The organism is Prochlorococcus sp. MIT 1327 (assembly GCF_047304785.1).
Lineage (GTDB): Bacteria > Cyanobacteriota > Cyanobacteriia > PCC-6307 > Cyanobiaceae > Prochlorococcus > Prochlorococcus marinus_D.
This window is the reverse complement of the sequence record NZ_CP138972.1, coordinates 749,061-775,285: the sequence shown is the minus strand read 5'-3', so window position 1 is coordinate 775,285 and position 26,225 is coordinate 749,061. Positions and strand designations below refer to the sequence as shown.

Sequence of the window (26,225 nt, the reverse complement as noted above, 5' to 3'; positions counted from 1 at the left end):
TAACTAGGCTTTTAATCTCTCTAGGACATTATCTGTGACCGACCTGTCCGTCAGGGAGTTGCCTCTCTTCCCTCTGCCGGATGTCGTCTTATTCCCCCAAGAAGTGCTTCCACTGCACATTTTTGAGTCTCGTTACCGAATGATGCTCCAGAGTGTGCTTGAAAGTGATCGGCGTTTTGGTGTGCTGCGCTGGGATCCTCAAACAAAAACAATGGCGAATGTGGGATGTTGCGCAGAGATCCTGCAACACCAAACATCCAAAGACGGACGCAGCAATATCGTCACCCTTGGACAGCAGCGCTTCCGAGTGCTCGATGTGATTCGAGACGCCCCTTTCCGCACTGCCATGGTGAGCTGGATCGAGGATGACCAAATGGATAACCACAGCCAGCTAGAGGAGCTATCCATCAGCGTTGCAAAAGCCCTACACGATGTGGTGATGCTTACAGGCAAGCTCACAGATTCAGACATCACCATGCCCGATGACCTACCTGATCTTCCAAGGGAACTCTCTTTCTGGATCGGCGCCCATCTCGGGGGACCTGTTGCTGAAGAGCAACAGGCACTACTGGAGCTCACAAGTACCAGCCATCGCCTGCAGCGTGAATACGAGATGCTTGACCACACCCGCCGTCAGCTTGCGGCAAGGACTGCACTCAAAGAAAGCCTCACCAACGTCGATCAAGCCAACAATTAATGGACCTTTGGGTGTGGATATTGATCCTGGCAGGGACAACCCTGACTTCTGCTGTAGTGATCTGGACCCAACGGGATCGGCGATACAAATCAAGCGCCAGTGTTGCCTCTGCTTACGATGCCTGGACCAATGACCAGCTGCTCGAGCGGCTCTGGGGTGAACACGTCCACCTCGGCTATTACGGCAAACCTCCTAGCACCAGAGATTTCCGAGCCGCAAAGCAAGACTTCGTACATGAGCTCGTTCAATGGAGTGGACTCGCCCAACTCCCTCGAGGCTCCCGAGTGCTTGACGTGGGCTGCGGTATTGGTGGTAGCGCAAGAATCCTGGCCCGGGATTACAACTTTGAGGTACTTGGCATCACCATCAGTCCAGCCCAGGTGAAACGAGCGTCTCAACTCACTCCTGAGGGGATGACCTGTCAATTCCAGGTGATGGATGCCCTCGATTTAAAACTGGCCAACGGTAGCTTCGACGCTGTTTGGAGTGTGGAAGCAGGCCCCCACATGCCAGACAAGCAGCGCTATGCAGATGAACTGCTGCGTGTGCTGAGGCCAAAAGGTGTACTTGCGTTGGCCGATTGGAACCGCCGTGATTACGAGGATGGGGAGATGACCAGCCTTGAGCGATGGGTGATGCGTCAGCTACTCGACCAGTGGGCCCATCCGGAATTCGCCAGCATTAAAGGATTCCGCCGCAATTTGCTTCATAGCCCTTTTGCTTGCGGCACTGTCGAATCTGACGACTGGACAAGATCCATCCTGCCCTCCTGGAATGATTCGATTTTGGAGGGGGTTCGTCGCCCTGGAGCCGTGCTCGGGTTGGGTCCAGCCGCAGTGGTCAAGGGATTCAGAGAAATACCAACGATTTTGTTGATGCGCTGGGCTTTTGCCCACGGTCTGATGCAATTCGGTGTCTTCCGCAGCCGCGACTGATCTCAATCGAGCTCCAAGTCGCTGCTGAGATAAGAGCCGAAATGCACAAGATGTTCACACAAAGGCTGCAAGGCCTCGATGAGCTGCTCAGATGCACCAATACCCCCATCCCTCAATTCCACATCCACAAAGAACACGTATTCACCTAGTTCTCGCTTCGAGGGACGCGACTCAATACGACTCATATTGAACCCCAGTCGAGCCACACAAGTGAGTGCTTCGAGCAGGCTGCCCGGGGCGTTGGCATGCAGAGAGAATGCGAAGCTGGCCACATCCCCACGTTGCAGCGGTGTTCCCTGCCGTAACAACAGGAATCTGGTGCGATTGCCCGCGACATCGTTGATAGGAAAAGCCAGTTCTTTAAGGCCTCTTCCCTGGCCCGTAGGCCTAGAAGCGATCGCTGCCCGAAATCGACTATCTATAACCATGCTGGCCGCCTCGGCCGTAGAACTTGTAGGCAACTGCAGGGCATCAGGAAGATGATCAGCCAACCAGCCACTGCACTGAGCCAGAGCTTGGGGATGAGACAGGACTTCAGAGATGTCTTTGAGTCCGCCACTGCTCAGTAGAGCATGACGAATCGGCAAAACCACTGCCCTAAGGATGCATAACTGCGGATGAGACCAAAGCGCATCCAAGCTGGCAGTGACACCACCCTCCACGGAATTCTCCACCGGAACCACCGCCATTTCAGAGCATTTAGTGGCCACATGCTCAACGACGGAACGCAGACCTATACATGGCACCAGCTCAAAATTTGCTAATCCCTCAAGCTCCGCCAGAGCTTGGGCCGCTTGCTGACCATAGGTTCCCTCCGGTCCGAGGAAGGCCACGCGTATTGGCATCAGAAGCGCATCGCAAGTGAGGTCGATAGGATCATGACGCGTCAACCGCAAGCCATGCCTCTGGCTTTCCAAGCCTGCCAGAACCTCAATTTGCCGGTAAGGCAAAACACTGAGCGACTGCCTGCTTACCTGCTCGAGCAGGATAGGGTTCTGGCTGCTCTGCTGGAATGGGAAAAACTTACCCCACTAGGTGAGGGTCGCTTCAGCTACGCAGTGACCAGCCTGAACGTGTTTCAGCTGCAGATCAACCCAATTGTCTCACTCAAAGTAGACATCTGTGACGGCAAACTCAGCATCCGCGCAACCGATAGCGAACTTAAAGGTCTAGATCTAGTGGATGACTTCGACCTCGGCCTGGAGGCCATCATGGAAGCCACCCCAAAGGGTCTTGAAGGGGAAGCTCTGCTATCTGTCAGCGTTACCCCACCAGCACTGCTGAAGCTGATCCCCAAAGGGGTGTTAAAAAGCACCGGTCAATCAATTCTCAGCGGCATCCTGCTTGGCATCAAAACCCGTGTTGGCCAACAACTTGTCAAGGATTTCAGCCAATGGTGCCAAGAGACACCCATACGCTCAAGCGAGACTGCCATTAACAGCAAACAGCTTGGTGAGGAATGAGCGACGATGAAGCTCTGTAGGGCCTAAATCCAACAAGGCACGCCGGTGGATCGCCGTTCCATAGCCAACATGTCGCTCCAAACCGTAGCCATAGAAGCGACTAGCCAACCGCTTGATCAGCCCATCACGCGCCTGCTTGGCCAACACACTGGCTGCAGCGATGGCCGCACATTTGCTATCACCGCGCACCACGGTACGTTGTGGCCCCATCCAGAGGCGCAATGGCAACACGCCATCAACCAAGACAAGCTCCAACGGTATAGGTAGTCGCTGCAATGCCCTCAGCATGGCAAGTTCCGTCGCTGAGCGAATGCCTAGAGCGTCAATTTCGCGAGCCGAGGCCTGTCCAAGAGCCCAAGCCGTCGCGGCATCCTCAATCAGCGGCACTAGGCGAGCCCTGCGGCGAACAGTCAGTGCTTTGCTATCTGTTAACCCCTCAGCTAACAATTCGACTGCCGCAACTTCAGTCAGGACAACCGCTCCTGCAAACACAGGACCAAACCAGCAGCCCCGACCCACCTCATCAACTCCGGCGATGGATTCCGCCGAAGGGTCCATATCAGCCTGCAGCTGAGGAGCGACGGCGGCGGCGGCGCGGATCCTCGGGTTCACTCTCCTGGGGCTCGGAAATTGAAGAAACGGTTTCTACAGAAGCGCTACTCGATGAATGATCAACCTCAAGAGGAGTGATTTGAACACTTAGAGGATCATTCTTTGCGACAACCTTGGATTGCTGGGCAACGACCTCTGTGCCATTGGATGAAGGGGTTTCGACACTGGCTTCGGGAGCACCACGGCCGGCCCCTCGACCACCACCTCGTCCCCGACGCCGACGCCGATTGGAACTAGCTGAAAGCTGCTCACGGGCCTCCTCAAGGACAGACTCAGCATCTTCTCCAGGCCGAACCACGCGAACCAGAAGGTTGTCATTCTCTGGAGGTGGCTCAATCAAAAGCAAAGGGTTTAATCCAAGCCAAGCAAACACCTCCTCCTGCCCTGAATCCATTGGAACAGCAACCAATTCAGGTTCCTGGCGACGAATAACACCCTCAGACGAAGCCGAAGGCTCTTGTCTCTCAGGTTCAACAGTCGTGGTTGACTCAACTCCATTCGCCACATCAGAAGGAGACGTATGTGCAGGCAGCTCAACCGCACCGGTACGAATGCGCCCACCACGCCTACGGCGACCATTCCCGCCATCCGCTGGCACCTGCGCTTCAGCTCGAGCAGCGGCGGCTGATCTCACCAATCCAGTCGCCATAGCAAGTGGCTGTAGCAGATCTTTGCCAGGTAGTACCGCCACATGGCCAAGGCCACCACAGGCAGGACAAGCCCTGCCAAACAATTCATAGATGTTCTGCCCCTGACGCTTACGAGTGAGTTCCACCAGCCCCAATTCAGTCAACTGGGCAATCTGAGGACGAGCAGCGTCATCGCGAACTGCTGCTGTGAAATGCTCCAGCAACTGCAACTGATCACGGCGCGACTCCATGTCGATAAAGTCGATGATGATCACACCGCCAATATTGCGAAGCTTCAGCTGGCGGGCAATCTCAATAGCTGCCTCACAATTGGTCCAGAGCACCGTCTGACGAGCATTGGCCGAACGAGTGAACGAGCCTGAATTAACATCAATAACAGTGAGTGCCTCCGTCGGCTCAATGATCACGTAGCCACCGGATGGCAGATCTACCCTGGGCTTGAGAGCATCGCGGATGGCCGCATTAACTCGGTAATGCTCAAGAAGTTCGGTGGATTCGTTATGGGCCTCAACTAATACATTTGGCCCTTCCTGGCCAAGGAAACTGCTCACACGCTCAATGGCAGCGGCATCATTCACCACTACTCTCACAAGATCTGGACCGACGTGATCTCTTAAAACGCGATGAATGAAATCTTCATCGCGATTGAGAAGTACCGGTGGTAGAGCATTGTCTGCCGCCTGCTGGATAGCTTCCCATTGCCTGAGTAAAACCTCCAGATCATCGATCAGCAGATCTTCACTAATGCCATCGGCCTCGGTGCGAATCAACAGGCCAGCACCCGGCGGCTTCACTAGTACGCCAAGTGCTCGCAAGCGATTGCGTTCCCCTTCGGAATTAATCCGGCGAGAGATGTTCACCCCCTGGCCATGGGGCTGCAGCACCAAGTAGCGACCAGGCAGCGCCAGGTTGCCAGTAAGCCTTGGCCCCTTAGACCCTGTTGGCTCCTTCATCACCTGAACCAACACCTGCTGACGGGGCTCCAGCAGCTCGGTGATCCCTGCCGCACCCTTCTTCAAACGCAGAGGGCCCAGATCAGTGACATGGATAAAACCATTTTTCTCACTTTCCCCAATATTCACAAAAGCGGCATCAATTCCCGGAAGAACGTTCTCAACCGTGCCGAGGTAGACATCTCCGATCTGGTATCGACCCTGAGCGACGATCAACTCATCGACTCGCTCATCTGAGAGCAAGGCTGCGATGCGCAGCTGCTCAGAGATGACAATTTGCTGGGGCATAGAAAATAAATAGGGAGCCCTGCTGGACTCAGAACCGATCAATGGCCTGCCGGCTCAATGCATCGGGTGGAAAACGAATTAACAGCCAAAGGCCGTTGAAGAAGCAGACGGAGTCCAAAACTCCTATGGGTTATGTGTCTCACTGCTCCCGAACAGAGGGAACGGAATGAACGAGCAGCAAATAGCCTCGCTTTGCTCAGAATTGGAGTGAAGAAGGCCGGGACGGACCAGTGGCAAAAATTGCCCCTGCATTCGCGTCATATTTTGACTCTAACACTGCAGCAACTTGAGTTCCTGCCTTTGCACACCGCTCATGCACAAGGGCTCACCCATCTGCTCTGCAAGCCAATGCTGCACCTGAACAGGTTTAAGGCTACGGCCCATCGAATCAATACTTGCCTCCAGACGCAGTTGAACGGCGTCTAAGCAAAGAGACTCACCTCCCTCTTCGCATCTGTTGCACAGTTGAAGTTCACGCAATGCTGGCCGGCAGTCTCGTTGACGCGGCCGTCCCTTCTTATCAATGTCATGCCACAGCAGTTGATGAGCTTCCTTCAAGGACTCGACAGCTACTTGCCACTGATGCCACGTCGATGGCTTCTCAGACTCAATGGCCAAATCAAAGCGCCATGAGGCTGCAACCAGCAACTGAGAGAGGCTGCTACCACCTACAGGCACAGATTCCGCACTAAGCAAAGAGAGTCCCTTCGGCAAGGTGACCTGAAGCTGCTGACGCATGGTCTCGGCCTCCACCGGCTCCACAAACTCGAGATCCATCCATTCCCCAAAGGCCTCTACCCCCAAAGGCAAAGCCAGAGCTATTTGCAAACGCGGCAGGGAATGAAACCCACCGCTGTAACTCACTGGCAAACCACTGCGCCGCAGTGCTCTTTCAAGCAGACGCATGACATCCAGATGACTAAGAAGGGCCATCGAACCAGTTTTTGCAAATCGCAAACGGATGCGACAGGCTCGCTTAGTTAAAAGAGTTTTCTGAAGCTGCCGATCTGGCACAGGCGGCGGTGGCACCACCTCGTTGTGACCCATTTCAGAACCACAGACGCCACAACTACTACAGCCTTCGAAAGAACAGTCAGGCACCACCGTTGCCGTTAAAGCACGCTGCAGATCCTCTGCCAGCCAGCTCTTATCAATGCCCGTATCAATGTGATCCCACGGCAGAGACTGAGCGCAGAAGCTGCTCAGATCATCGCGATTGAGGGCTGATGTCGCTCCCCAGCTCCCTAACTCCAGATCCCTATATCGGCCCTCCAGCCCTGCAGCTGCAATAGCCCAGACCCAGGCCTGATAAGTGCGATCAAGGGCCTCGAACCAAGCATCCATGCCTCCCCCCGCCCGCCAGGCTGCCTCGATCACCGACGAGAGACGACGATCACCGCGACCGACAAAGTCCTCCATGGCGGAGAGGCGCACATCAGTGAAATTGACCTTTACGCCTCTGAGCGCCCGAAATGCCTGTTGCAGCTTTTGCTGACGTCGTTGCAGTTCTTGCGTAGATACGCTGTGCCACTGAAAAGGCGTATGTGGCTTTGGAGTGAAGTTACTAACCGTGATCTTCAGGTTCAACCGCCCAAGATCCCTGCACTGCTCCTGCAACATCTGACAGGTATCGGCAATGCCAAGCACATCCTCATCCGTTTCGCTCGGCAATCCGATCATGAAGTAGAGCTTGACCTTGCGAAAGCCGTTTTGCATCGCCGTGCGGATCCCCTGCAGCAGGTCGGCGTTCGTAAGACCTTTATTGACAACGTTCCGCAAGCGCTGACTGCCAGCCTCCGGCGCGAAGGTGAGAGCGGCCTGACGAGCACCGCCAACGATGTGAGCGATATCATCATCAAAGCGATCGACCCGTTGGCTGGGCAGCTGAAGGGTCACATTCTGATCAGCTAAACGATTTCGCAACTCCACACCAACCGCTGGCAGAGCCAAGTAATCGCTGCAACTGAGCGACAACAACGAAAAATCGCTATATCCCGTTCGCTTCATACCATTGTGCACTGCTTCAATCACCGCCTCCGGATCAACATCCCGAGCTGGACGTGTGAGCATGCCGGGCTGGCAAAAGCGACAACCACGAGTACAACCGCGACGAATCTCCACCTTGAGTCGATCATGCACCGTTTCGATATGTGGAACCAAACCCATGGCGTAGTGAGGCATCGGCTTGGCCACCCGTCGCAGAATCTTGGCCGGCGCAGCAGGCTCCAAAGGAACGATGGAGGTGCCATCAGGGCCTTGACCGTAAAGCGACGGCACGTAAACGCCAGGCACCTGAGATAAGTCCTGCAAAAGGCTTGAGCGACTCAGTCCATTGGCCTTAGCGTCAGCCACTACCAAACCAATCTCAGGTAGCAGCTCTTCACCATCGCCAAGGGCTACAAAATCAAAAAAAGCGGCATAGGGCTCAGGGTTACTGGTAGCCGTTGGTCCGCCAGCAAAGATCAATGGTGGTGCTGCTAGATCATTCAGAGGCTGATCACCACGATCGCTTGCCAACAAAGGAATCTCTGCCAGATCAAGCATCTCAAGGATGTTTGTGGCTCCAAGCTCATAACAGAGACTGAAGCCAAGGATGTCGAAGGCCTGGAGAGGACGGCGACTCTCCACCGCGAACAGAGGCTGCCGAAGATCCCGCAAGCGCTGGGCCAGGTCCTGAGCCGGAAGATAGGCCCTGTCACAAAGCTGACCAGGAACTGCGTTGAGAATCGAATAAAGAATGATGTGGCCCTGATTGCTCGCGCCCACCTCGTAGATCTCCGGGTAGGAGAGAGCCCAGCGCACCCGAGAGACCTGCCAATCACGAGGCTCCACCCCCAACTCATGGCCCATGTAACGGGCAGGGCGATTGATCCCGGCATTGACCAGGCTGTCGAAATCCACCGGCTCCAGACGGGGTGAGGCGACGGTCATGGCCAACAGGGCACTAATCCCATCGTATGGACAACGCTGGCCAACCCCCCGACACAGCGCAAGGCCCCGTGACGTAGCAAGATGCCTGCCAAGACTGCCAGCTCATCAGTGGTTCAGGTCAACAGCAACTACCTCAAACTCAAGGCGGGATATCTATTCCCCGAAATCGCCAGGCGGATCAAAAGCTTCAGTGAAGCCAACCCGGATGCTGCGCTCATCCGCCTCGGCATCGGCGATGTAACCGAACCTCTGCCACTGGCATGTAGAAACGCGATGAAGGTAGCCATCGACGAGATGGGGACCAACACTGGCTTCCATGGCTATGGCCCTGAGCAAGGCTACGACTGGCTGCGCGAAGCGATCGCCAAGCATGATTTCCAGACCAAAGGCTGTCAGATCAATGCCGAGGAGATCTTTGTCTCCGACGGATCGAAGTGCGACAGCAGCAACATCCTCGACATCCTTGGAAGCAGCAATCGCATCGCCGTTACAGATCCGGTTTATCCGGTCTATGTCGACAGCAACGTGATGGCGGGTCGCACCGGCGACGCCAATCAAAGCGGCCGCTACGCAGGCCTGAGCTACCTGCCAATCAACGCCGAAAATGGGTTTGCAGCCAAGATTCCCTCCGAACCAGTCGATCTGATCTATCTGTGTTTCCCCAACAACCCCACCGGAGCGGTAGCCACAAGATCCCAGCTCCAGGAGTGGGTGAACTATGCCCGCACCAACAGTGTCTTGATTTTGTTTGACGCTGCCTATGAGGCGTTCATCCAGAATCCCGACCTGCCGCATTCGATCTATGAGATCGAGGGCGCTCGCGAGTGTGCCATCGAATTCCGATCGTTCTCCAAGAATGCTGGATTCACCGGCACCCGTTGCGCCTTCACGGTGGTACCGAAAGGCTTGAAGGGCAAAAGCGACGATGGATCAGATGTGGAACTCTGGAATCTCTGGAACAGGCGCCAAAGCACCAAGTTCAACGGCGTCAGCTACATCATTCAGCGTGGCGCCGAAGCGGTTTACTCCGCTCAAGGCCAGGGGGAGATCAATGCGCTAGTGAGCTTCTACATGAGAAACGCCGCCATCATCCGCAGGGAACTTACCGCCGCCGGGATCGAAGTGCATGGTGGTGAGCATGCGCCCTATGTGTGGCTGAAGACACCGGACGACATGGATTCCTGGGGCTTCTTCGATCATCTGCTCCAAAACGCCCACGTGGTAGGCACCCCAGGCAGCGGTTTCGGTGCTGCAGGCGAAGGCTACTTCCGTATCTCCGCCTTCAACAGTCGCGTCAATGTAGACGAAGCCATGCGTCGGATCCGTGCCCTCTGAGACCACAGAATCAATCCCCCGCCATTGAAGCTGGGATTGCTCACCATCTGCACCATGGGTGAGCGGCCCACGTACATTGGAGCCGTCCCGATCGTCCTGGCCATGGCGGTGAATGCCCCCAGCCCCACTCCCGGTGGTGCCGCCGTCCTCGAGAAGCAAACCGAGCGGATCCGCAAGCAATCGCCTCATTACAAGGTGCTTCTTCACAACGATCCGGTGAACTCCATGGAATACGTGGTGGTCACCCTCCAGCAGGTCGTACCCCAGCTAAGCGAGCAGGACGCCATGGCCGTGATGCTGGAGGCCCATAACACCGGCGTCGGGCTGGTAATCGTCTGCGACCTCGAACCAGCCGAGTTCTACTGCGAAACACTGAAAGCCAAGGGGCTGACCAGCACACTGGAACAGGAAAGCTGAACAGGTCGGGCCTACATCCGCTCTGGTCAGCATGGTTAAACCAACGTTGGCGCTGGTTGCCGACAGTGACCCTGATCCCCCTGCTCTACGGGTTGGGCTGGCTGATCATGCAACCGACGGTCCTTTTCCTGCCAGGGCTGCCGCTCCAATGGCGCGACCTGCTGGGAACCCTCTGCAGTGCACTGCTGTTTCTAGTGCTACTGCCTGGCTGGGTTAGGGCCCGCTGGATCAGCCAACATCCATGGCGCAGCTTGGGCATCACTGGTGCAGACGTTGGCAACACCCTTCTGAAACCCCTGCTACTGGGATTGGTCGGGGCCGGGGCCCTGCTGCTGCTAATCAGCGTGATCACGATCAGCGGCCATTGGGGCTACTGGCTAGGGGATCTCAACGCCGAGAAACAGCTCAATGCCATTCTGCTCTGCCTCGTCGTGGGCTTGCTGGAAGAGCTGCTATTCCGCGGATGGCTCTGGGGAGAGCTCAAGCTACTGATCGGAGCACGGCTGGCACTGCCCATTCAAGCCCTGATTTTCAGCCTGGTGCACACACGCTTTAACATTGGAATCTGGCCAATGCTCAGCCTGCTGAGCGGGCTGTTCCTACTGGGCCTAGTCCTGGCCATTCGCAGGCGCCTAGACCATGGCTCCCTCTGGGGATGTGTAGGACTGCACGGAGGTTTGGTGGGTGGCTGGTTTGCCCTCCAATCCGGCCTCATCCGATTTTCCCCTCAGTCGCCGCTTTGGCTCACCGGACCAGCTGACAACCCCCTTGGTGGAGTGGTCGGCATCCTGGCGATGGCTTCCTTACTCGTCTATCAGCTCACGGCATTAGCCAAGGCCGCCCGCCCCATCACTGGAGCCCGTAGAGCCTCCTCCAAAGGCGCCACCCCGTAATCCCGCTCAAGCAACGCCATTACTGTACGTCCGAAATTGCCAGGCTCAGTCTCAAAAGCCTCGAGACAGATTCTTCCGAAAATGCTTCCCATCGGTTCAGGGTTCCAGAGCAGCTTCCTAGCCGTCCAGGGCATCATGCTCATGGGGTTGTAGCCGGGCTGAAGCAAACCCTGTTCAAAGCCGTACTGCTCCAAATGGGTGTGAGGTTGGAGGCCAATGAAGAAGATGGCAGGCTCCACCTTGTCGGGCCCGAAAATCCGTTCCAGCTCGCGGTGATAGGCGATGGATTGACGAATCGTTTCCGGTCTTTCGTCAATCACGTTGAAGGAGTAGTTCACCGACACGTGTTGACGGAAGCCAGCGCGGACTAACAGCCGACAGTTCTCAAGCACAGTTCGCAGGTTGTACCCCATGCGCATCTTGCGCACGAGCTCCTGAGACCCTGAGGTAATGCCAATCTCGAAGTAACTCATGCCGGTTGCAACCATCAACTCCGCAAGCTCGGCATCAAGGTTGTCGGCACGGATGTAGGCGGCCCAACGAATTCCATTGAGCCCTTCGGCCTGGATCGCCGTCAGAAGATTTTTGGCATCCTCAATGTATCGGCGGGCGGGGATGAACTGTGCATCAGTGAACCAAAAGCCACGTACGCCACGGTCATAAAGCTGGCGCATCTCCGCCACCACCTCTTTGACAGGATTGAGCCGTACCTGTTTCCCCTCCACAACGGTGTAAACGCAATAGCAACAATTGTGGGGACAGCCCCGCTTGGTCTGTACACCGACGTAGAAGTCACCACCCTCTAGGTACCAATTCAACTGAGGCCATATCGATGAGATGTAGTCGTAATCGCAGGCGGTTTTAGGACGACTTTCAGGCTGCTCATGAATCAGACCAGCTCGTACTGGCTCACCCACCACAAAACAGCGTTGATCATTCAGGGAAACGCCGCGCAGCAAATTCTCCAACAGGAGCTCCCCTTCCCCCACCGACACGATGGTGCCCTTCGGCAAAGAGCGACCAAGTTGCTCATAGAACACACTCACTGCACCACCACCCAAAACAGCCCGGGCATGGCTGACATAGCGACGAGCAGCTCGCAGCCCATGTCGCAAAAGTCGCTGATTGCGCCAGAGCTCCCCGTAATGGCTTTTCATCAACAACAATCCACCGAAGGCGCCCCGGAGGCGTCGCAAAGGATTGCTTGCATAAAACACCTCAAAGGAGTGCTGCAGTGGATTGCCAGTGCGGCCATCTACCGGTGCATAGATCTGGATATCTCTCCAAGAAAAAACCAGCAGGGTGGGGCGAAACTGATCAATGGTGGCCAACAACACCCGTTCAACATCCAGCACAGGCAAAGCAGCCAAATCCAAAATCCGTTGAGGAAGATCCGGGAAACACTTGTGCAGGTGATCGGCCAGGTAAATCGGCCCAATTGGAAAGATGGGATTGCAGGGCAACCTCACCAGCAGCACACGCTCCTCTACCTGCGAGGAAAATCCTCTAAAAACCTCAAAGGATGAAGCGGAACCCATTGGTCAAGAGCGCAGGATCTCAGCGATTGATCAAGCTGAAAGCGACGCTAACAATGACTGCGCTTCTCCCAAGCGCTAATCAGTCAAGCCGTTGTCTCTGAAACTCCCGGCATCAATTGAAGATGAGCAAAGCAAGCTCCCCGCTGCGCAGCGACTAATTACTCTCTAATAAGAATGAGTTCTTGATGGGCAGCAGCTTTGGGGATCTATTCCGAATCAGCACCTTCGGTGAATCTCATGGAGGGGGCGTGGGAGTCATCGTGGAAGGCTGCCCACCAAGGCTTGAGCTTGACCTACAGAAGATTCAGGCCGAGCTAGATCGACGCAAACCTGGCCAAAGCAAGATCAGTACACCCCGCAAGGAAGAAGATCAAGTCGAAATCCTCAGCGGTCTGCTCAACAACACAACCCTTGGGACACCAATCGCCATGGTGGTGCGCAACAAGGATCACAAGCCTGGCGACTACAAGGAGATGAATGTTGCATTTCGGCCTTCCCATGCCGATGCCACCTATCAGGCGAAGTACGGCATCCAAGCTCGAAGCGGTGGAGGGCGAGCCTCCGCAAGAGAGACGATTGCGCGGGTAGCCGCTGGAGCGATTGCCAGGCAATTACTGACCAAAGCCCATAACACCGAAGTACTGGCATGGGTCAAACGCATTCACACCCTGGAGGCCGAAATCAATGCCCAAGACGTCAGCATTGATGACGTCGAAGCAAACATCGTGCGTTGCCCGAACCAAGTCATGGCAGCGCAAATGGTGGAGCGTATTGAAGCCATCAGCCGTGAAGGCGACTCATGCGGTGGTGTGATCGAGTGTGTTGTACGCAATGCCCCAATGGGTCTGGGGATGCCTGTGTTCGACAAGCTTGAGGCAGACCTCGCCAAGGCCGTGATGTCACTACCTGCCAGCAAGGGCTTTGAGATCGGCTCGGGTTTTGGCGGCACCCTGCTAAAAGGCAGCGAGCACAACGACGCTTTCCTCCCCAGCAATGATGGTCGCCTACGAACAGCCACCAACAACTCTGGTGGCATCCAGGGAGGGATCACTAACGGTGAGTCCATCGTGATCCGAGTGGCGTTCAAGCCAACAGCCACCATCCGTAAAGATCAACAAACAATTGACGCTGATGGCAACACCACGACACTGTCTGCCAAAGGTCGTCATGATCCCTGCGTGCTACCTAGGGCCGTACCGATAGTTGAAGCCATGGTGTCCCTTGTACTCGCTGATCACCTCTTACGCCAACAAGGACAGTGCAGTCTCTGGTAAAGCAAATCTGCGCCTACCTAGACCAAGCAATGATTCCCCCTTCACAAGGTCCTACTACTCAATCATCATCGACAAATAGTTAAAGCATGCGCTGCCAATGGCGCTCTTCCCTCGTGATGCTGCCGATTCACGAGCCATGGAGCCATGAACGCCACAGCAGAATTGCCTTAATCACCAGCGGGATCGCCACTGCCAAACCACTGGCTCGACAATTAAAAAGGCCTCTTAGTACGACTGGCAAAACCGTTGGTTTGTACCCATTCGCCCGAGGCCTTAAAAAACGAAACGGAGGCACTGGATCAGCCAGTCACCTCCAAGCATCAAGTGCTCATTTGAGCGCTAATGGAACGCTACCGTTGGCGCCAACCGCCGAGCTAACGACAGAGGTCCCGAGACGACCAGCGGCCTTCGCCATGCGTTTTGCTACAGACGTGGAGGCAACAAGACTTTTGCTCCCACTAGCTTTGCGTGCACGGCGAGCTGGTCGCGACGTGCCAACTGATGTGCTGGAAGACTTCTTCGCGGAGGCCTTGGCAGCAGAGGTTTTCTTCGCGGGGGCTTTAACAGCAGAGGCTTTCTTTGCAGGGGCTTTAGCAGCAGAGGCTTTCTTTGCAGGGGCTTTAGCAGCAGAGGCTTTCTTTGCAGGGGCTTTAGCAGCAGAGGCCTTCCTTGCGGGGGCTTTCTTCGCAGGGGCTTTAGCAGCAGAGGCTTTCTTCGCAGGGGCTTTGGCAGCAGAGGCTTTGGTCGTAGAAGCCTTCCTTGCGGGGGCTTTGGTCGTCGAAGCCTTAGTCGTACTGGATTTCTCTGCAGACTTTCCACTAGAGACCTTCTTTGCAGGAGTCTTACTCGTTGATTTACCTGGACCACGACTGCGATGAGTCAGCACCATGGCCCACTCATCAGCAGTGAGATTTGAAGGCTTGCTGCCATGGGTATTGGCGAGCTTGGCAGCCTTTTCGATGTCCTTGATCAAATTGGTCCAGGAAGTCGCAAAGCGCTTGTCCGACTGAGACTTGGCACCGCTTTCAACCAAAGTTTCCACGACTCCAGCTGCGCTGACCTTCTTACGGCGACGGTTAAAAATCTCCTTCTGAAGCTGTGCGATCAGAGCATCGGCTTTAACGCTGAGCTTGATGGTTAGCTGAGACATTCAAGAATAAATAGCTATCTTATATGTAGCATCTCAATCGAATGTCAACAAATAGTCGAAGTTAGCCTGTCGTTGCCGGAGGCTTCAAACAAGCCTTCAATGCATGGTCAAGCTGCCCCTGTTGAAACAAATCACGCCCAAGAGCAACAGCGTCATACCCCGCATTAAGCCAGGGGACGAAGTCTTGAACCGTAAGCCCACCAGCGGCAATCACAAAGGGCAAAGAGTCCATCGGTCCAGCCAACTGACGCCAGTAGTCAAGCCCCAAAACTGATGCAGGGAACAACTTAACGAGCCGGCATCCAGAACGGTAAGCCTGCTGGATTTCAGTGGGAGTGAAAACCCCAGGAACAAGGACCTGATGCATTTCCCGCGCCTTCTGATGAAGGTCGGCATCCCAATATGCAGTCATGGCATAAGCAAGGCCTAGCTCTGCCACAGACTGCAAGGCTTCTGGACAGCTAATAGATGCTGCTCCCAGGCAGAGCCCTGCAAAGCAGTCCTGCACCTCCCTCATCAAAGACATCCAACCAGGATGAGGAGACCAGGCCAGCTCCACATGCCGAACTCCGAGAAGATGCAGCTGCTCGAAAACCGCAAACAAAGAAGCTCTGGAGCTAGATCCCTCCAGATGGTCGTACTCGCTACGCAATACCACAACCAAAGGCTGGGCTCGTAGTGAGGCTATCAAGACCTCTTGCCTATCAAGCCAGAGGCAATCACAGGAGCGCTCAGATGTATTCGGCAACCCTGACATCGCGTCGGATCAGCAAGTCCTGCAAATCCTGAGCATCAACAGTTTCCTTCTCGACAAGCAAATCAGCCAACTCATCAAGAACTGAACGATTTTCGATCAGTACTTTAGTGGCACGCTTGTAAGCCACATCAACCAGATCAGAGACCTCTGCATCGATAATCGCTGCAGTGTCTTCAGAGAAATCGCGTTCAGAGGCGATGTCACGACCAAGAAACATCCCTCCCTGAGACCGCCCCAAAGCGACCGGACCAAGCTTGTCGCTCATCCCGAACCTCGTCACCATCTGCCTGGCGACCTGAGCGACCTGTTGAAGGTCATTTGATGCACCAGTGGTCACTTCGTCTTCGCCGTAGACGATTTCTTCTGCAACTCGACCACCCAGAGCAACAGCCATCTGGTTCTGCAAATAAGACCTGGAATAGAGACCCGACTCCATCCGCTCCTCACTCGGGGTGAAGAATGTGAGACCACCAGCCTGACCACGAGGAATGATGGAAATCTTCTGCACTGAGTCGTAATCAGGCATAAGCGCTCCTACCAGGGCATGACCAGACTCGTGATAAGCAACCAGTTGCTTACGCCGTTCACTCATGACACGATCCTTCTTCTCAGGACCAGCCATGACCCGCTCAATGGCGTCGCTAATCTCGTCATTGCTCACTTCTGTGAGCTCCCGACGAGCTGCGAGGATTGCTGCTTCATTGAGCAAGTTGGCAAGATCAGCCCCTGTGAAGCCTGGTGTGCGCCGCGCCACTTTGTCGAGATCAACATCCTTGGATAGGGTCTTATCGCGGGCATGCACATTGAGGATCTGCAGGCGACCGGTGTAATCAGGGCGCTCCACCACAACCTGTCGGTCAAAGCGACCAGGGCGCATCAACGCCGAATCAAGCACATCAGGCCGATTGGTGGCCGCCACGATGATGATGCCGGTATTGCCCTCGAAACCATCCATTTCAGTAAGCAGCTGGTTAAGAGTCTGCTCACGCTCATCGTTGCCACCGCCAAGGCCAGCGCCCCGCTGCCGACCCACCGCATCAATTTCATCAATGAAAACAATGCAAGGAGCGTTCTTCTTGGCCTGCTCAAATAGGTCACGGACTCGACTGGCACCAACCCCAACAAACATCTCGACGAACTCCGAGCCTGAAATCGAGAAGAACGGCACCGCCGCTTCACCAGCCACTGCTTTGGCAAGCAGTGTTTTGCCAGTTCCGGGAGGGCCTACAAGCAGAACACCTTTGGGGATTTTTGCGCCAACAGCAGTAAATCGATCAGGGTTTTTGAGAAAGTCAACGACTTCGGTAAGTTCAAGCTTTGCCCCTTCGATCCCAGCAACATCACTAAAGGTGACCTGAGTGGAAGGCTCCATCTGAACTCTGGCCTTGCTCTTGCCAAAATTCATGGCAGGGTTGCCACCGCCGCCCCCACTCTGAGAACGTCGGAAGAGAAAGAAAAGTCCACCCAATAACAACAAGGGGAAAATCAAACTTCCGGCGGCCTGTTGCCAAGCACCTGCCTGACGGGTTGGTTGAACAGCAATATCAACGTTGTGATCCGTTAACAACTTCAAAAGGTCCTTGTCAGGGGCAAGGTTGACATCCGCGCGTCGACCATCGCTTTCAACAACCTGAGCGGTGGCCTGGTCGGGGGAGATCAGCACACGACTCACTTGGTTGTCCTGAACTGCTTCAACAAATTCGCTGTAGCGGAGAGTCTCCCGCTCAGTCGTGCCAGGTTTGCCGAGGAAGGCCGTGCCGACCACGACCACCACGACCACCAGAAGAACGTAAAGGCCTACGTTGCGCCAGCGTTTATCCAAGATTCTCCTGCCTGTAATGAAAGAATGTTATTCGGGCTCAGGGAATCACGTGGCTCTCAGCACCTCAACCACGCTACGGAAGGCAAACCACTCAGGGATCTCCTCGCCACTTCTCAACATCTTGCGAAACTGCGTACCGCTCAGCTTCTTGACATGTAATCCTCGAGTCTCGGCATGCTCGGCAGTGACGTAGCCCTCCTCTTCAGTGAAAACAAGATTCAACGAGGGGACCGTTTCCATTGCCAGCTCTACTGCACATTCCTGTGCAAAGTTCTGCGCGTCGTAAGGACCATAGAAGTCATCGCCGCTAAGGGAGGACTTACATCCGGCCATGTCACGACCGATAATGAAATGGGTACAGCCATAATTGCGGCGAATAATCATGTGTTGCAGGGCTTCGCGCGGACCTGCCATATGCATGGCATAGGGAAGATAGGCCCAACGAATGCGGGGATTATCTACCTCAGCAGCCAACCGCTCATAGGTCTGAAAACGTACACCGCCAGGGATATCATCCTGCTGAGTTGGTCCACAGGTGGGATGAACTAGCACAACAGCGTTCTCGCTCACATTGCTGGCATGCAAGGCTCGCGTAAACAACTCGTAGTGAGCACGATGAATGGGATTGCGACACTGAAAGGCAACAACGTCCTCCCCGGCAGGAAGTTCCGCCCGAACCTGTGCAGGGCTCTTGCAAGGGAAAATGCGCTTGGGCAAATCCAAACCCTGCAAAGTGCCCCCGAGATAAAAGCGCTTGCGTTCAGTGGCAATCATGCGCACAGCAGGATGTTCTAGAGAGGTGGTGCCATAGCAACCTTTGGCTTCCACAACCTTGTCGGGCTCCCATTTGTCCTCGACTTGAAGAACTGCCAAATCCTGATCCTTGTAACTCAGCAACACCCGATCACCAATCGCTACATCCTCTCGATCGGTATCCATCACGATTGGCAAGCCGAAAAGATAGCCGGAAAGAGTGCGATGGCCTGCAACAACAGCGTCGTAATCACCCTGGTGCATAAAGCCCCGCTCAGGCGAAAAGCCTCCACCGACAAGCAACTCCAGATCGCAAGCATTGCGATCTGAACACTCCAACACATGGTTAGCACTTGCCTTGACAGCTTCCTGCTGATCAGGAGCCACCATCAAATCCACCAGTTTCCCCCCATAGGGGGCGATCACGCCTGGAGACTGGGCAGATGCAGAGGGACTGGCAATCATGACAAGCCTGGGGATGCCGGGAGATTCTCCCAGACGACTGGTTTTGATCAGCTAAGACCAAACGCAACCAAAGCATGGTCAAAAAAAAGGGGCCCATAGGCCCCCTTGAAAAATCTTCAGTTAATTGGGATTAGGAACGATGAGAAGTCTTCTAATCAGCCCTTACGGCCATAGAGAACTCCAGAGATCTTGAGATCACGAGCTTCCTTAGAACCCATGTCTGTATCAGCAGTCTGTAATGCGACGAAGGTTCCAGCAAATTCATTAGAACCAGCGTCAACACTATCGACAGAGAGGGTGATTTGACCCTTGCCATCGATATAGCGCTTCACATTTTCAGTCTGGAGCTCCTTGTCATCACCCCCCAATGCTACGAGGCCTTGGGCATAGTCAACACCTGTAGTCAAAGCGCGACTCTTGGGATCAAGGAAGTTGCTGGTGCGATAGCTAGGTGTCCTTGTTGTGCCTTTGAACTCAGTACCAACAGAGATTGAAGAACTGTTGGAATCCACCTGCATGTCTTTAGCTGAGAAGACAAAAGGCACTTCCTCTCCGTTAGGAGCGAGGACGGTAATTAATTGAAAGTCAATACCACCCTTTTCAGCGAAGGCGCCAGATCCAGAAATGTCTCCGAAAACCTGCTCAATAGTGGTGTTATTGGATGGGCTGATGATCTTTGTTTTAGCGAAATCAGCTTTTTTGCGCTTTGTAGGAGCAACCTTCACAAGCACCTCAGTCGGTTGCAAGCAAATGTCGCTGAGAGTATCGCCAGAACCAATGCTGATGGATCCACTTGAACCCGCGGCGATGGTTGGGCAATCGTTTGCTCTACCGGTATTAACGATGTTGCCAAAACGTGCATTAGAGCGTTCATTGCCAACAACGAAATCGCTATCGCCCGCGCCATCTGTGATTGCGGCGGACACACTGCTTGGGGCAGCTACAAAGGTGAGACAGAAAGCCAGCACCAGGGCCAGCAAAGGACGAAACAGCATGGGAAGAAGCCGAAAGGCCAGATAACTGCGGGATGAACCGCCCAAAATGATCGTTTGGATCCTACAGGGCACAAATAGGCGTTACGGCTAGCCTTTTGCACCTCTCAACAACCCGTCGCTTACCGAGCTCAGTGACCACCCACAGCGACCACGCCATAAAAGGCCGTATAGCCCCACTGATAGCTGAACTACGAGAGGTGGCCGATGAGCACAAACAGGCAGAGACCCTGCTCCCATTACTGCGAGAGATTGCAACGATCCATCGCGATTCCAGGAAGGTCCCTTTCGCCAAAGATTGCCGGAAGACCGTCAAGACCTTTAACCGTTGCTTCAGACCATGGAGAAAAGCGGAGGCTGGCCATATATCTCAAGGCTGCAACTGCGCACTTTCATCGATCTACCGGGTCAAGATGGCGTCGAAATCACGACCTGAACCTCCAAAATGGCATCAAGTAACTGATGCGCCAATGCCAGCTTGGACGTAACAGGTAAAGAACGAACGCTGCCACCGGCAGAAAGCAACCAACCACCATTGAAATCCTCCTCAAAACCCTGACCAGGGCGATCAATCGGATTCGCCATCAGCAGATCACAGCCTTTGCGAAGACGTTTTTCCTCCCCAAGCTGCTGAATCTGAGCGTCATTACCAGTTAGCGCAGCAAAACCAAGCAGAACCTGACCAACTGGTCGCCTTAAAACGAGCTCAGCGAGAAGGTCAGGGACTTGCTCCCAGCCCTGACAAAAAGACTGAAGCAAGCAATCCTTCGAAAGCTTCTCAGTCTGAGCAGGATTAACCCGACGAACGTCCGCAACCGCCGCCGCCATTGCCACTGCATCTGCTTTGGACTGCAGCTGCGCCAGCATGTCCTGCATTTCATCTGCGCTTGTCACTGGATAGGCCGCCACCCCCTCCAACCAAGCAACAGGTAATTTCAAAGGACCATGCACCAAATCCACCTGGGCACCGCGTAGCCGCGCTGCCTGCGCCAGCAACACCCCCATACGGCCGCTGCTGCGATTGATCAACAGCCTGGCTGGATCCAAAACCTCCACTGTCGATCCAGCGGTCACCAACAACCTTCGCCCTTGCCAATCGCGTTGCAGCCTGCCTGTCTCATCAGCCTGCAAAAGCCCACTCACGACAGCCAGCTCAATCAACTTCGGATCGGCCATGCGGCCATCCCCGATCCGATCACAGGCCAGCAGCCCAGATTCAGGTACCAATGGCAGCACGCGTGGATCAGTCTGCAACTCTTGCCAGTTCCTCCTCACGGCAGGGTTGGACCACATGGCAGTGTTCATTGCTGCCGCTGCAAGCACCGGCCGTTCACAAGCCAGCAACAAACTTGCCAGAAGCCCCTCTGCAAGCCCCTGAGTCCAGCGGGCAAGACTCGTAGCACTTAAAGGAGCGACAATGACAAGCTCAGCCCATTCAGCCAGGGCCACATGTAAAGGACGAGGTTCGCTCGAATTCCATTGATCCTCATCCTGGTAGCAGCGATGCCTACTAAGACTGGCCAGAGCAACAGGGCTGACTAGACGAGCAGCACTAGGGGTCACAAGACAACGCACCTCAGCGCCGGCCTTGATCAGAGCACTCACCAGCAATGGTGTTTTAACAGCCGCGATACTGCCAGTGACTGCTACAAGCAGACGACGACCCATAAGAGGGCGTGCCGCCTCAATCTTCATCGAAGGGTTCCTGATCGATCAGATGCACGTATGGAGCTGTCAGCTCAGGGCGATGAATCGCCAAAGCCCTCAATAGATGCCAATCGCCCAACCCGGCAAAGGGCGTGGGGTAATCGTCATCTTCAAGACGCCTAGCAAGTACCGCAGTTGCCTCATCATCAAAGGCCTCAAGACGTTCTGGAGTAATCGCACCAGCAAGATCCATGGAAAGCACCTTGGAGTTCCGCATGGAGTTTGCTCAAACAAGGAGCAGCTCCATTCTGCCTGGACGCTAGGTTCCTGCCGCTGGGGAATTAGCTCAGTTGGTAGAGCGCTGTGATCGCACCGCAGAGGTCAGGGGTTCGAATCCCCTATTCTCCATTCAGGTCTCAATGAGATCGATTGCTATAGAGAGGCTTGTCAGATGCAAATCCGCTTAGACAAGTCTTAAGGCCATGGAGTTTCCTCTTCGAAGTATCCGTAAGCACAAACATCAGATCCTGATTGGGCTGGCAGGTCTTGTCACGATGACGGTGATCACACGTCCTTCAGCCCTACTCACATTTGCCTTAATTGCCCTTGCAGGAAATCTGACATGCGGACACCAGCACTCTTTGACAGTCCATGCGTTAAAAGAGAGTGAAGAAGGATCTGGTCCTCAATGTCGCAATCAAAACGTGAACAGGTGGTGAGTCATCTTCGCTACATCCGCCAAGAGCTACGAGAAATGCATCAAGGAGTCATGGAAGATGGCCTTCTCCCCGAAGCAGGCGAAGTGCGTGGAGTGATGGCACAAATGGAAGCTCTGCTTGAGCTACTCGAAGGCAAGTCATCGCGTAAAGCCAAAGCCGAAGCTAGTTAATTGCCCAGATCACTTGCCAAACCCTGCCTAGCAAGCTTTTTATTCAAATCCACAAACTATTGGAGAGAATGAAGACACATACGCTCCAAGTGTTGCAAAAGGGTCTGGCAGGATTCCAGGCTGGGTGATGGGGGGGCAACTCAATCCCACCCTGACAGTTTTTACTTATGCCCCAAAAGCTTCAGTTCACTCGCTTTCAACGCAGTGTTGGTCAAGCAGGGGAGCGCCTGGAATTTTGGGCTGTGAACCCATGGCGGAGAAGCTCATTGTTTGTGATCGTTTTATTAATCACCTTTCTGTTAGGCAGCTCGGTTGGAACGATCAGTGGCGCGTTAGACCTCATGGACCCCATCGGAGCCCTTCTCACTGTCGTGATTTGGGAAGTGATGGTGCGATTACGGCGGCAGTGGCCTGCTCCCAAACGGGCCGTTCTGGCCCGTCAATTATTAGATATGGCAAGGATTGGTCTGCTTTACGGCCTGCTCCTAGAAGGCTTCAAGTTGTTGTGATCTAAGTGAGAAGCATGACCTCAAATGAAATTGCCAACTTGCTCCATATCCGTCAAGCAATCCCATCATCAGAGGGGGCATGGGCAAAGAGCACTTCTTCCTCGAATTAGAGCCACCAGAAGAACGCCTACGCCCTGCACCCCATGTTGTGATTATTGGTGGTGGGTTTGCAGGAGTGCGTGCTTGCAAAGCTCTCGCCAATACAGAGGTGCGCGTCACTCTGATCGACAAACGAAATTTCAACCTCTTCCAACCCCTCCTCTACCAAGTCGCTACAGGCCTTGTCTCCAAAGGAGATGTGGCCACCCCCCTACGACAGTTGGTTGGCAGGCAATTCAATGTGCAAGTTCTGCTCGGTGAAGTCACCCAGCTCAATCCGCAAGACAAACAGATCGTTTTCAATAACAAAAGCTTGAGTTACGACTACCTCGTACTCGCTACCGGCTCTGGCAGCACCTACTTCGGGCATGAGGAATGGCGCAGCTTTGCTCCACCGATGAAAATCCTTGAGCACGCCGAAGAAATCCGGCGTCGACTGCTGATGGCAATGGAACAGGCCGAACAAACACCCGACCCCAACGCCCGTCAATTCCTACAGCGCGTCGTGATTGTGGGTGCAGGGCCCACTGGCTGCGAGATGGCAGGAGCCGTATCTGAGTTAATGCACAATGCCATGCGCCGTGAATTCAAACAACTCAATCCTGACCAAACCAAGATCTACTTGGCTGATCCTGGCGAAAGGGTGCTGCGCGCCATGCCTGAAATGTTGTCGAAATCAGCCCGCACGACTCTCGAATCACTAGGTGAAGAATGGTTTTCAAAGGCAGGGTGCAGTCCATGCAACCCGGCGAGGTGATGATTAGCACCCCTAATGGTGATCAGTGTCTTCAGGCTGCCACCGTGATCTGGACCGCTGGCGTGCGTCCTTCACACCTGGGCCGCAATTTGACCGACTCGATCGGTTGTGAACTCGACAAGGGGGGGGGCGAGTCGTTGTGGAACCAGACTTCTCCGTTGCCGGCCATCCCGAAATCCGAGTCGTTGGAGACCTCTGCTCCTATCGGCACACAACCAATCAGAACCCCCTCCCTGGCATGGCAGGCCCAGCTACGCAAGCAGGCGGATTTGTGGGCAAAGACATCACTGCAGTACTGAGTGGGTCATCCCGGCCAACATTCAACTGGTTTGATTTCGGCAGCATGGCGGTCCTTGATCGTGTAGCAGCGGTGGCAGATCTGCGTGGCTTCAAATTCTCAGGAGGGATTGGCTGGATGTGCTGGGCTCTTGCCCACTTGGCCTTCATGCCCAACCCGGAGAACCGCATCACGCTGCTTTTTAAGTGGTTAGTCGCCGTGGTGTCTCAACAACGCTCATCGATGCTGCTCACGGGAATGCCCAGCCAGCACATCGACATTGATGCCCCAGATGCTCATTTCCCAATGCAGCCTGGTTTAGGCCCCTCAATCGCAGCACCGGACGCAGCACTACAAGCCGCCATGAAGTACTACAGCACTCAGATCGCAGGCATAGCTCCTCAGCCGATGGCTGCTAAGGAAGGATCTGGGGAAGACTCAACAGCTGCCATCAAATAAAGCAAGGCCATGCGGATAGGAATGCCATTGCGCACCTGCTCTTCGACAAGACTGATGGAGTGATCATCCAGTAATGATCCACCCAACTCAATCCCTCTGTTCACAGGCCCAGGATGGAGCAGAGGGACAGACTTCCCGCATAACTTGAGGCGCTCGTGGGTGAGCCCATAATCACGATGAAAGCGGTTGAGATCAGTAAGCAAATGCTGATGCATCCTTTCCTTCTGCAACCTCAAAGTCATCACCGCATCCGCACCAGGCAACGCCTGCTCCAGAGTTCGCACTACCTCCACACAACCACGATGTTGAACCGGGTCATGAGCCTGACCAGGAGGTGGTGCCTCGACAAAAGCGACAAAATCTTGAGGCACAAGGCTCGGCGGACCACACAACACAACATCAGCACCGCAGGCAGTGAGTGCCCAAAGATTGGATCGCGCAACACGTGAATGGAGAACGTCTCCAACGATCACAATCCGCTTGCCCTGAAGGGCTTCAGGCAGAGGGTGATCCGGATCAAAATGATGAGCGAGGGTGTAGAGATCAAGCAATCCCTGGCTGGGATGGCTATGCAGCCCATCGCCACCATTGAGCACGGCCGTGCGTTCGCCTGAACGATCTAAAGCACAAGCAAGTTGTTCGGGAACATTGGTAGAGCTATGACGCACCACCAGAACATCAGCCCCCATCGCCACATAGGTGCGAGCTGTATCAAGCACAGTCTCTCCTTTGCTGAGTGAACTGCTAGCTGGAGTGAAACTCTGCACATCAGCCGAAAGACGACGGGCCGCCAACTCAAAGCTGCTACGGGTGCGCGTACTGGGCTCAAAAAACAACGTTGCCACCAAACGCCCCTGCAACGCCGGCAACTTGCGCGCACCCGTGACAGGCATGGAACGGAAGCGATGCGCTAGCTCCAGAACAGAGGTGTAATCCTCACGAGAGAAGCTGGCCAGATCAAGGATGTGACGATGGGACCAGCCGCTCATGGACAATCACTTACGGAAGGAGCCCAGGCTTGTTGCAAAGGCGGCGTGCGATCTCCCTTGGCACGGCGACTAATACTGCGACAGTTCTTCAGATACCAACGCCAAGAAATGTCTTGTCCTTGAGAGATACCGATCCTGGTTGTGCTCACAATCGTTGGCGTACCGAAAGCAGCCGGCCTAGGTGCCAGCCACACGTCATTGTCTCCTGTGACGGCTGCTCTGTCATGGGAGCGATCCAAACCAAAACGACGCGCCAATAAAGCTGGCCCCGCCGCGACGCGTTCCGGTTCGTCCGGCAGTGCAATCGCCCTCAACAAAACACCATTGGCCCATTCAGGTCGATCCGTCACCACATTCACGCAGTGGTGGATGCCATAGCTCACATACACATAAAACCGCCCAGGCTCTCCAAACAGCGTTTCGTTTTGCGGTGAGCGGCGCCGATAGCCGTGGCAGGCGGGCTCATCCTGCGAATACGCCTCCGTCTCAACAATCACGCCCCAGAGCACACGTCCATCCGCTTGGCGTTTCACCAGCCTGCAGCCCACCAAGTCAGGTCCGACAACTTCTGCGGGGCGGCAGAAGAAGGCGTGGGGCAGAGCGGGGAAATCCTGGGTGATGGGCTCGTTGGCTATAGGAGTGGCTTGGGGGGGGTGGCTTGCGTAGAGTGGGGT

25 protein-coding genes, 1 tRNA gene and 1 pseudogene are annotated in these 26,225 nt (G+C 54.8%); 13 read left to right on the top strand and 14 right to left on the bottom strand.

What is annotated here, in order from left to right; genetic code table 11:
• Nucleotides 1–34: 34 nt before the first annotated feature.
• Nucleotides 35–697 carry an LON peptidase substrate-binding domain-containing protein gene (locus SIB80_RS03735; RefSeq protein WP_063420423.1) on the top strand — a complete coding sequence of 221 codons (663 nt, stop codon included), beginning with the start codon at nucleotides 35–37 and terminating at the stop codon, nucleotides 695–697.
• The gene (locus tag SIB80_RS03730) at nucleotides 697–1,632 is read left to right on the top strand and encodes a methyltransferase domain-containing protein (protein WP_063420424.1); all 936 of its coding nucleotides are present in this window, start codon (nucleotides 697–699) and stop codon (nucleotides 1,630–1,632) included. Before SIB80_RS03735 ends, SIB80_RS03730 begins: the two co-directional genes overlap by 1 nt.
• A 2-nt stretch (nucleotides 1,633–1,634) precedes the next feature.
• On the opposite strand, the gene pheA is transcribed toward SIB80_RS03730, so the two are convergent.
• Nucleotides 1,635–2,477, bottom strand: a complete 843-nt coding sequence (gene pheA / locus SIB80_RS03725) for a prephenate dehydratase (protein WP_063420824.1) — start codon at nucleotides 2,475–2,477, stop codon at nucleotides 1,635–1,637.
• Nucleotides 2,478–2,510: 33 nt separating this feature from the next.
• Between pheA and SIB80_RS03720 the strand changes: the two genes are divergently transcribed.
• Entirely contained in the window at nucleotides 2,511–3,095 is a 585-nt protein-coding gene (locus tag SIB80_RS03720) for a DUF1997 domain-containing protein (protein ID WP_063420425.1), read from the top strand.
• Here the strand turns inward: SIB80_RS03720 and SIB80_RS03715 are convergent.
• From SIB80_RS03715 to SIB80_RS03705, 3 genes are all read right to left on the bottom strand, one after another.
• A complete protein-coding gene (locus SIB80_RS03715) occupies nucleotides 3,051–3,653 on the bottom strand; it encodes a ribonuclease HII (RefSeq protein WP_063420426.1) in 603 nt (200 codons plus the stop codon). The genes SIB80_RS03720 and SIB80_RS03715 overlap by 45 nt on opposite strands.
• A 1-nt stretch (nucleotide 3,654) precedes the next feature.
• Nucleotides 3,655–5,598 (bottom strand): Rne/Rng family ribonuclease, encoded by a 1,944-nt coding sequence (locus tag SIB80_RS03710; RefSeq protein WP_063420427.1) that lies wholly within the window; start codon nucleotides 5,596–5,598, stop codon nucleotides 3,655–3,657.
• Between the two features lie 270 nt (nucleotides 5,599–5,868).
• Nucleotides 5,869–8,529, bottom strand: a complete 2,661-nt coding sequence (locus SIB80_RS03705) for a TIGR03960 family B12-binding radical SAM protein (RefSeq protein ID WP_063420428.1) — start codon at nucleotides 8,527–8,529, stop codon at nucleotides 5,869–5,871.
• A 108-nt stretch (nucleotides 8,530–8,637) separates the two neighbouring features.
• Here SIB80_RS03705 and SIB80_RS03700 point away from each other — a divergent pair, with 108 nt between their 5' ends.
• The 3 genes from SIB80_RS03700 (at nucleotide 8,638) to SIB80_RS03690 (ending at nucleotide 11,174) form a co-directional block, all read left to right on the top strand.
• Nucleotides 8,638–9,864, top strand: coding sequence for an LL-diaminopimelate aminotransferase (locus SIB80_RS03700; RefSeq protein WP_236066201.1), 1,227 nt, complete (start codon nucleotides 8,638–8,640; stop codon nucleotides 9,862–9,864).
• Between the two features lie 102 nt (nucleotides 9,865–9,966).
• A complete protein-coding gene (clpS, locus tag SIB80_RS03695) occupies nucleotides 9,967–10,281 on the top strand; it encodes an ATP-dependent Clp protease adapter ClpS (RefSeq protein ID WP_041385209.1) in 315 nt (104 codons plus the stop codon).
• 107 nt (nucleotides 10,282–10,388) lie between these two features.
• Nucleotides 10,389–11,174: a type II CAAX prenyl endopeptidase Rce1 family protein gene (locus SIB80_RS03690; RefSeq protein ID WP_063420825.1), complete on the top strand. Its 786-nt coding sequence runs from the start codon at nucleotides 10,389–10,391 to the stop codon at nucleotides 11,172–11,174.
• On the opposite strand, the gene SIB80_RS03685 is transcribed toward SIB80_RS03690, so the two are convergent.
• Complete coding sequence (locus SIB80_RS03685; RefSeq protein ID WP_063420430.1) at nucleotides 11,096–12,712, bottom strand: photosystem II high light acclimation radical SAM protein; 1,617 nt, start codon at nucleotides 12,710–12,712, stop codon at nucleotides 11,096–11,098. The genes SIB80_RS03690 and SIB80_RS03685 overlap by 79 nt on opposite strands.
• A gap of 185 nt (nucleotides 12,713–12,897) precedes the next feature.
• Between SIB80_RS03685 and aroC the strand changes: the two genes are divergently transcribed.
• From aroC to SIB80_RS03670, 3 genes are all read left to right on the top strand, one after another.
• Nucleotides 12,898–13,986: a chorismate synthase gene (gene aroC / locus SIB80_RS03680; RefSeq protein WP_063420431.1), complete on the top strand. Its 1,089-nt coding sequence runs from the start codon at nucleotides 12,898–12,900 to the stop codon at nucleotides 13,984–13,986.
• A gap of 86 nt (nucleotides 13,987–14,072) precedes the next feature.
• Nucleotides 14,073–14,864 carry a hypothetical protein gene (locus SIB80_RS03675; RefSeq protein ID WP_063420432.1) on the top strand — a complete coding sequence of 264 codons (792 nt, stop codon included), beginning with the start codon at nucleotides 14,073–14,075 and terminating at the stop codon, nucleotides 14,862–14,864.
• Nucleotides 14,865–14,914: 50 nt separating this feature from the next.
• Nucleotides 14,915–15,127, top strand: coding sequence for a hypothetical protein (locus SIB80_RS03670; protein ID WP_063420433.1), 213 nt, complete (start codon nucleotides 14,915–14,917; stop codon nucleotides 15,125–15,127).
• A gap of 70 nt (nucleotides 15,128–15,197) precedes the next feature.
• On the opposite strand, the gene SIB80_RS03665 is transcribed toward SIB80_RS03670, so the two are convergent.
• From SIB80_RS03665 to SIB80_RS03635, 7 genes are all read right to left on the bottom strand, one after another.
• Nucleotides 15,198–15,893 (bottom strand): bifunctional 4-hydroxy-2-oxoglutarate aldolase/2-dehydro-3-deoxy-phosphogluconate aldolase, encoded by a 696-nt coding sequence (locus SIB80_RS03665; RefSeq protein WP_169189961.1) that lies wholly within the window; start codon nucleotides 15,891–15,893, stop codon nucleotides 15,198–15,200.
• On the bottom strand, nucleotides 15,868–17,715 hold the full coding sequence (ftsH3, locus tag SIB80_RS03660) for an ATP-dependent zinc metalloprotease FtsH3 (RefSeq protein WP_063420434.1): 1,848 nt from the start codon (nucleotides 17,713–17,715) through the stop codon (nucleotides 15,868–15,870). Before ftsH3 ends, SIB80_RS03665 begins: the two co-directional genes overlap by 26 nt.
• A gap of 45 nt (nucleotides 17,716–17,760) precedes the next feature.
• A complete protein-coding gene (sat, locus tag SIB80_RS03655; RefSeq protein ID WP_063420435.1) occupies nucleotides 17,761–18,933 on the bottom strand; it encodes a sulfate adenylyltransferase in 1,173 nt (390 codons plus the stop codon).
• 155 nt (nucleotides 18,934–19,088) lie between these two features.
• The gene (locus SIB80_RS03650) at nucleotides 19,089–19,928 is read right to left on the bottom strand and encodes a photosystem II manganese-stabilizing polypeptide (RefSeq protein WP_063405421.1); all 840 of its coding nucleotides are present in this window, start codon (nucleotides 19,926–19,928) and stop codon (nucleotides 19,089–19,091) included.
• A gap of 236 nt (nucleotides 19,929–20,164) precedes the next feature.
• Nucleotides 20,165–20,290: a hypothetical protein gene (locus tag SIB80_RS03645; protein ID WP_328585580.1), complete on the bottom strand. Its 126-nt coding sequence runs from the start codon at nucleotides 20,288–20,290 to the stop codon at nucleotides 20,165–20,167.
• 43 nt (nucleotides 20,291–20,333) lie between these two features.
• Nucleotides 20,334–21,620: a bifunctional phosphopantothenoylcysteine decarboxylase/phosphopantothenate--cysteine ligase CoaBC gene (gene coaBC / locus SIB80_RS03640; RefSeq protein WP_063420436.1), complete on the bottom strand. Its 1,287-nt coding sequence runs from the start codon at nucleotides 21,618–21,620 to the stop codon at nucleotides 20,334–20,336.
• Entirely contained in the window at nucleotides 21,610–21,849 is a 240-nt protein-coding gene (locus SIB80_RS03635) for a DUF2555 domain-containing protein (RefSeq protein WP_063405053.1), read from the bottom strand. Before SIB80_RS03635 ends, coaBC begins: the two co-directional genes overlap by 11 nt.
• Before the next feature lie 58 nt (nucleotides 21,850–21,907).
• Between SIB80_RS03635 and SIB80_RS03630 the strand changes: the two genes are divergently transcribed.
• The 4 genes and pseudogenes from SIB80_RS03630 to SIB80_RS03615 all read left to right on the top strand — a co-directional run bounded on the left by SIB80_RS03630 (nucleotide 21,908) and on the right by SIB80_RS03615 (nucleotide 24,562).
• Nucleotides 21,908–21,980: transfer RNA gene (locus SIB80_RS03630), tRNA-Ala, on the top strand.
• 280 nt (nucleotides 21,981–22,260) lie between these two features.
• On the top strand, nucleotides 22,261–22,461 hold the full coding sequence (locus SIB80_RS03625) for a hypothetical protein (protein WP_011131171.1): 201 nt from the start codon (nucleotides 22,261–22,263) through the stop codon (nucleotides 22,459–22,461).
• Nucleotides 22,462–22,628: 167 nt separating this feature from the next.
• The gene (locus tag SIB80_RS03620) at nucleotides 22,629–22,970 is read left to right on the top strand and encodes a DUF565 domain-containing protein (protein ID WP_063398914.1); all 342 of its coding nucleotides are present in this window, start codon (nucleotides 22,629–22,631) and stop codon (nucleotides 22,968–22,970) included.
• 79 nt (nucleotides 22,971–23,049) lie between these two features.
• Nucleotides 23,050–24,562, top strand: a pseudogene (locus SIB80_RS03615) (NAD(P)/FAD-dependent oxidoreductase).
• Here SIB80_RS03615 and SIB80_RS03610 read toward each other — a convergent pair.
• The gene (locus SIB80_RS03610; RefSeq protein ID WP_063420437.1) at nucleotides 24,505–25,551 is read right to left on the bottom strand and encodes an aspartate carbamoyltransferase catalytic subunit; all 1,047 of its coding nucleotides are present in this window, start codon (nucleotides 25,549–25,551) and stop codon (nucleotides 24,505–24,507) included. The pseudogene SIB80_RS03615 and the gene SIB80_RS03610 overlap by 58 nt on opposite strands.
• Nucleotides 25,548–26,186 carry a DNA-3-methyladenine glycosylase gene (locus tag SIB80_RS03605; protein ID WP_074160161.1) on the bottom strand — a complete coding sequence of 213 codons (639 nt, stop codon included), beginning with the start codon at nucleotides 26,184–26,186 and terminating at the stop codon, nucleotides 25,548–25,550. The genes SIB80_RS03610 and SIB80_RS03605 overlap by 4 nt, the downstream gene beginning before the upstream one ends.
• Nucleotides 26,187–26,225: the final 39 nt, after the last annotated feature.

Excerpts from the sequence above, each read along its gene's own strand:
- SIB80_RS03730 (WP_063420424.1), top strand. The coding sequence starts at position 697 with ATGGACCTTTGGGTGTGGATATTGATCCTGGCAGGGACAACCCTGACT.
- pheA (WP_063420824.1), bottom strand. The coding sequence starts at position 2,477 with ATGCCAATACGCGTGGCCTTCCTCGGACCGGAGGGAACCTATGGTCAG.
- SIB80_RS03720 (WP_063420425.1), top strand. The coding sequence starts at position 2,511 with ATGACGCGTCAACCGCAAGCCATGCCTCTGGCTTTCCAAGCCTGCCAG.
- SIB80_RS03715 (WP_063420426.1), bottom strand. The coding sequence starts at position 3,653 with ATGGACCCTTCGGCGGAATCCATCGCCGGAGTTGATGAGGTGGGTCGG.
- SIB80_RS03710 (WP_063420427.1), bottom strand. The coding sequence starts at position 5,598 with ATGCCCCAGCAAATTGTCATCTCTGAGCAGCTGCGCATCGCAGCCTTG.
- SIB80_RS03705 (WP_063420428.1), bottom strand. The coding sequence starts at position 8,529 with ATGACCGTCGCCTCACCCCGTCTGGAGCCGGTGGATTTCGACAGCCTG.
- clpS (WP_041385209.1), top strand. The coding sequence starts at position 9,967 with ATGGCGGTGAATGCCCCCAGCCCCACTCCCGGTGGTGCCGCCGTCCTC.
- SIB80_RS03690 (WP_063420825.1), top strand. The coding sequence starts at position 10,389 with ATGCAACCGACGGTCCTTTTCCTGCCAGGGCTGCCGCTCCAATGGCGC.
- SIB80_RS03685 (WP_063420430.1), bottom strand. The coding sequence starts at position 12,712 with ATGGGTTCCGCTTCATCCTTTGAGGTTTTTAGAGGATTTTCCTCGCAG.
- aroC (WP_063420431.1), top strand. The coding sequence starts at position 12,898 with ATGGGCAGCAGCTTTGGGGATCTATTCCGAATCAGCACCTTCGGTGAA.
- SIB80_RS03675 (WP_063420432.1), top strand. The coding sequence starts at position 14,073 with ATGCGCTGCCAATGGCGCTCTTCCCTCGTGATGCTGCCGATTCACGAG.
- SIB80_RS03670 (WP_063420433.1), top strand. The coding sequence starts at position 14,915 with ATGGGTATTGGCGAGCTTGGCAGCCTTTTCGATGTCCTTGATCAAATT.
- SIB80_RS03665 (WP_169189961.1), bottom strand. The coding sequence starts at position 15,893 with ATGTCAGGGTTGCCGAATACATCTGAGCGCTCCTGTGATTGCCTCTGG.
- sat (WP_063420435.1), bottom strand. The coding sequence starts at position 18,933 with ATGATTGCCAGTCCCTCTGCATCTGCCCAGTCTCCAGGCGTGATCGCC.
- SIB80_RS03650 (WP_063405421.1), bottom strand. The coding sequence starts at position 19,928 with ATGCTGTTTCGTCCTTTGCTGGCCCTGGTGCTGGCTTTCTGTCTCACC.
- SIB80_RS03645 (WP_328585580.1), bottom strand. The coding sequence starts at position 20,290 with ATGGCCAGCCTCCGCTTTTCTCCATGGTCTGAAGCAACGGTTAAAGGT.
- coaBC (WP_063420436.1), bottom strand. The coding sequence starts at position 21,620 with ATGAAGATTGAGGCGGCACGCCCTCTTATGGGTCGTCGTCTGCTTGTA.
- SIB80_RS03635 (WP_063405053.1), bottom strand. The coding sequence starts at position 21,849 with ATGCGGAACTCCAAGGTGCTTTCCATGGATCTTGCTGGTGCGATTACT.
- SIB80_RS03625 (WP_011131171.1), top strand. The coding sequence starts at position 22,261 with ATGTCGCAATCAAAACGTGAACAGGTGGTGAGTCATCTTCGCTACATC.
- SIB80_RS03620 (WP_063398914.1), top strand. The coding sequence starts at position 22,629 with ATGCCCCAAAAGCTTCAGTTCACTCGCTTTCAACGCAGTGTTGGTCAA.
- SIB80_RS03610 (WP_063420437.1), bottom strand. The coding sequence starts at position 25,551 with ATGAGCGGCTGGTCCCATCGTCACATCCTTGATCTGGCCAGCTTCTCT.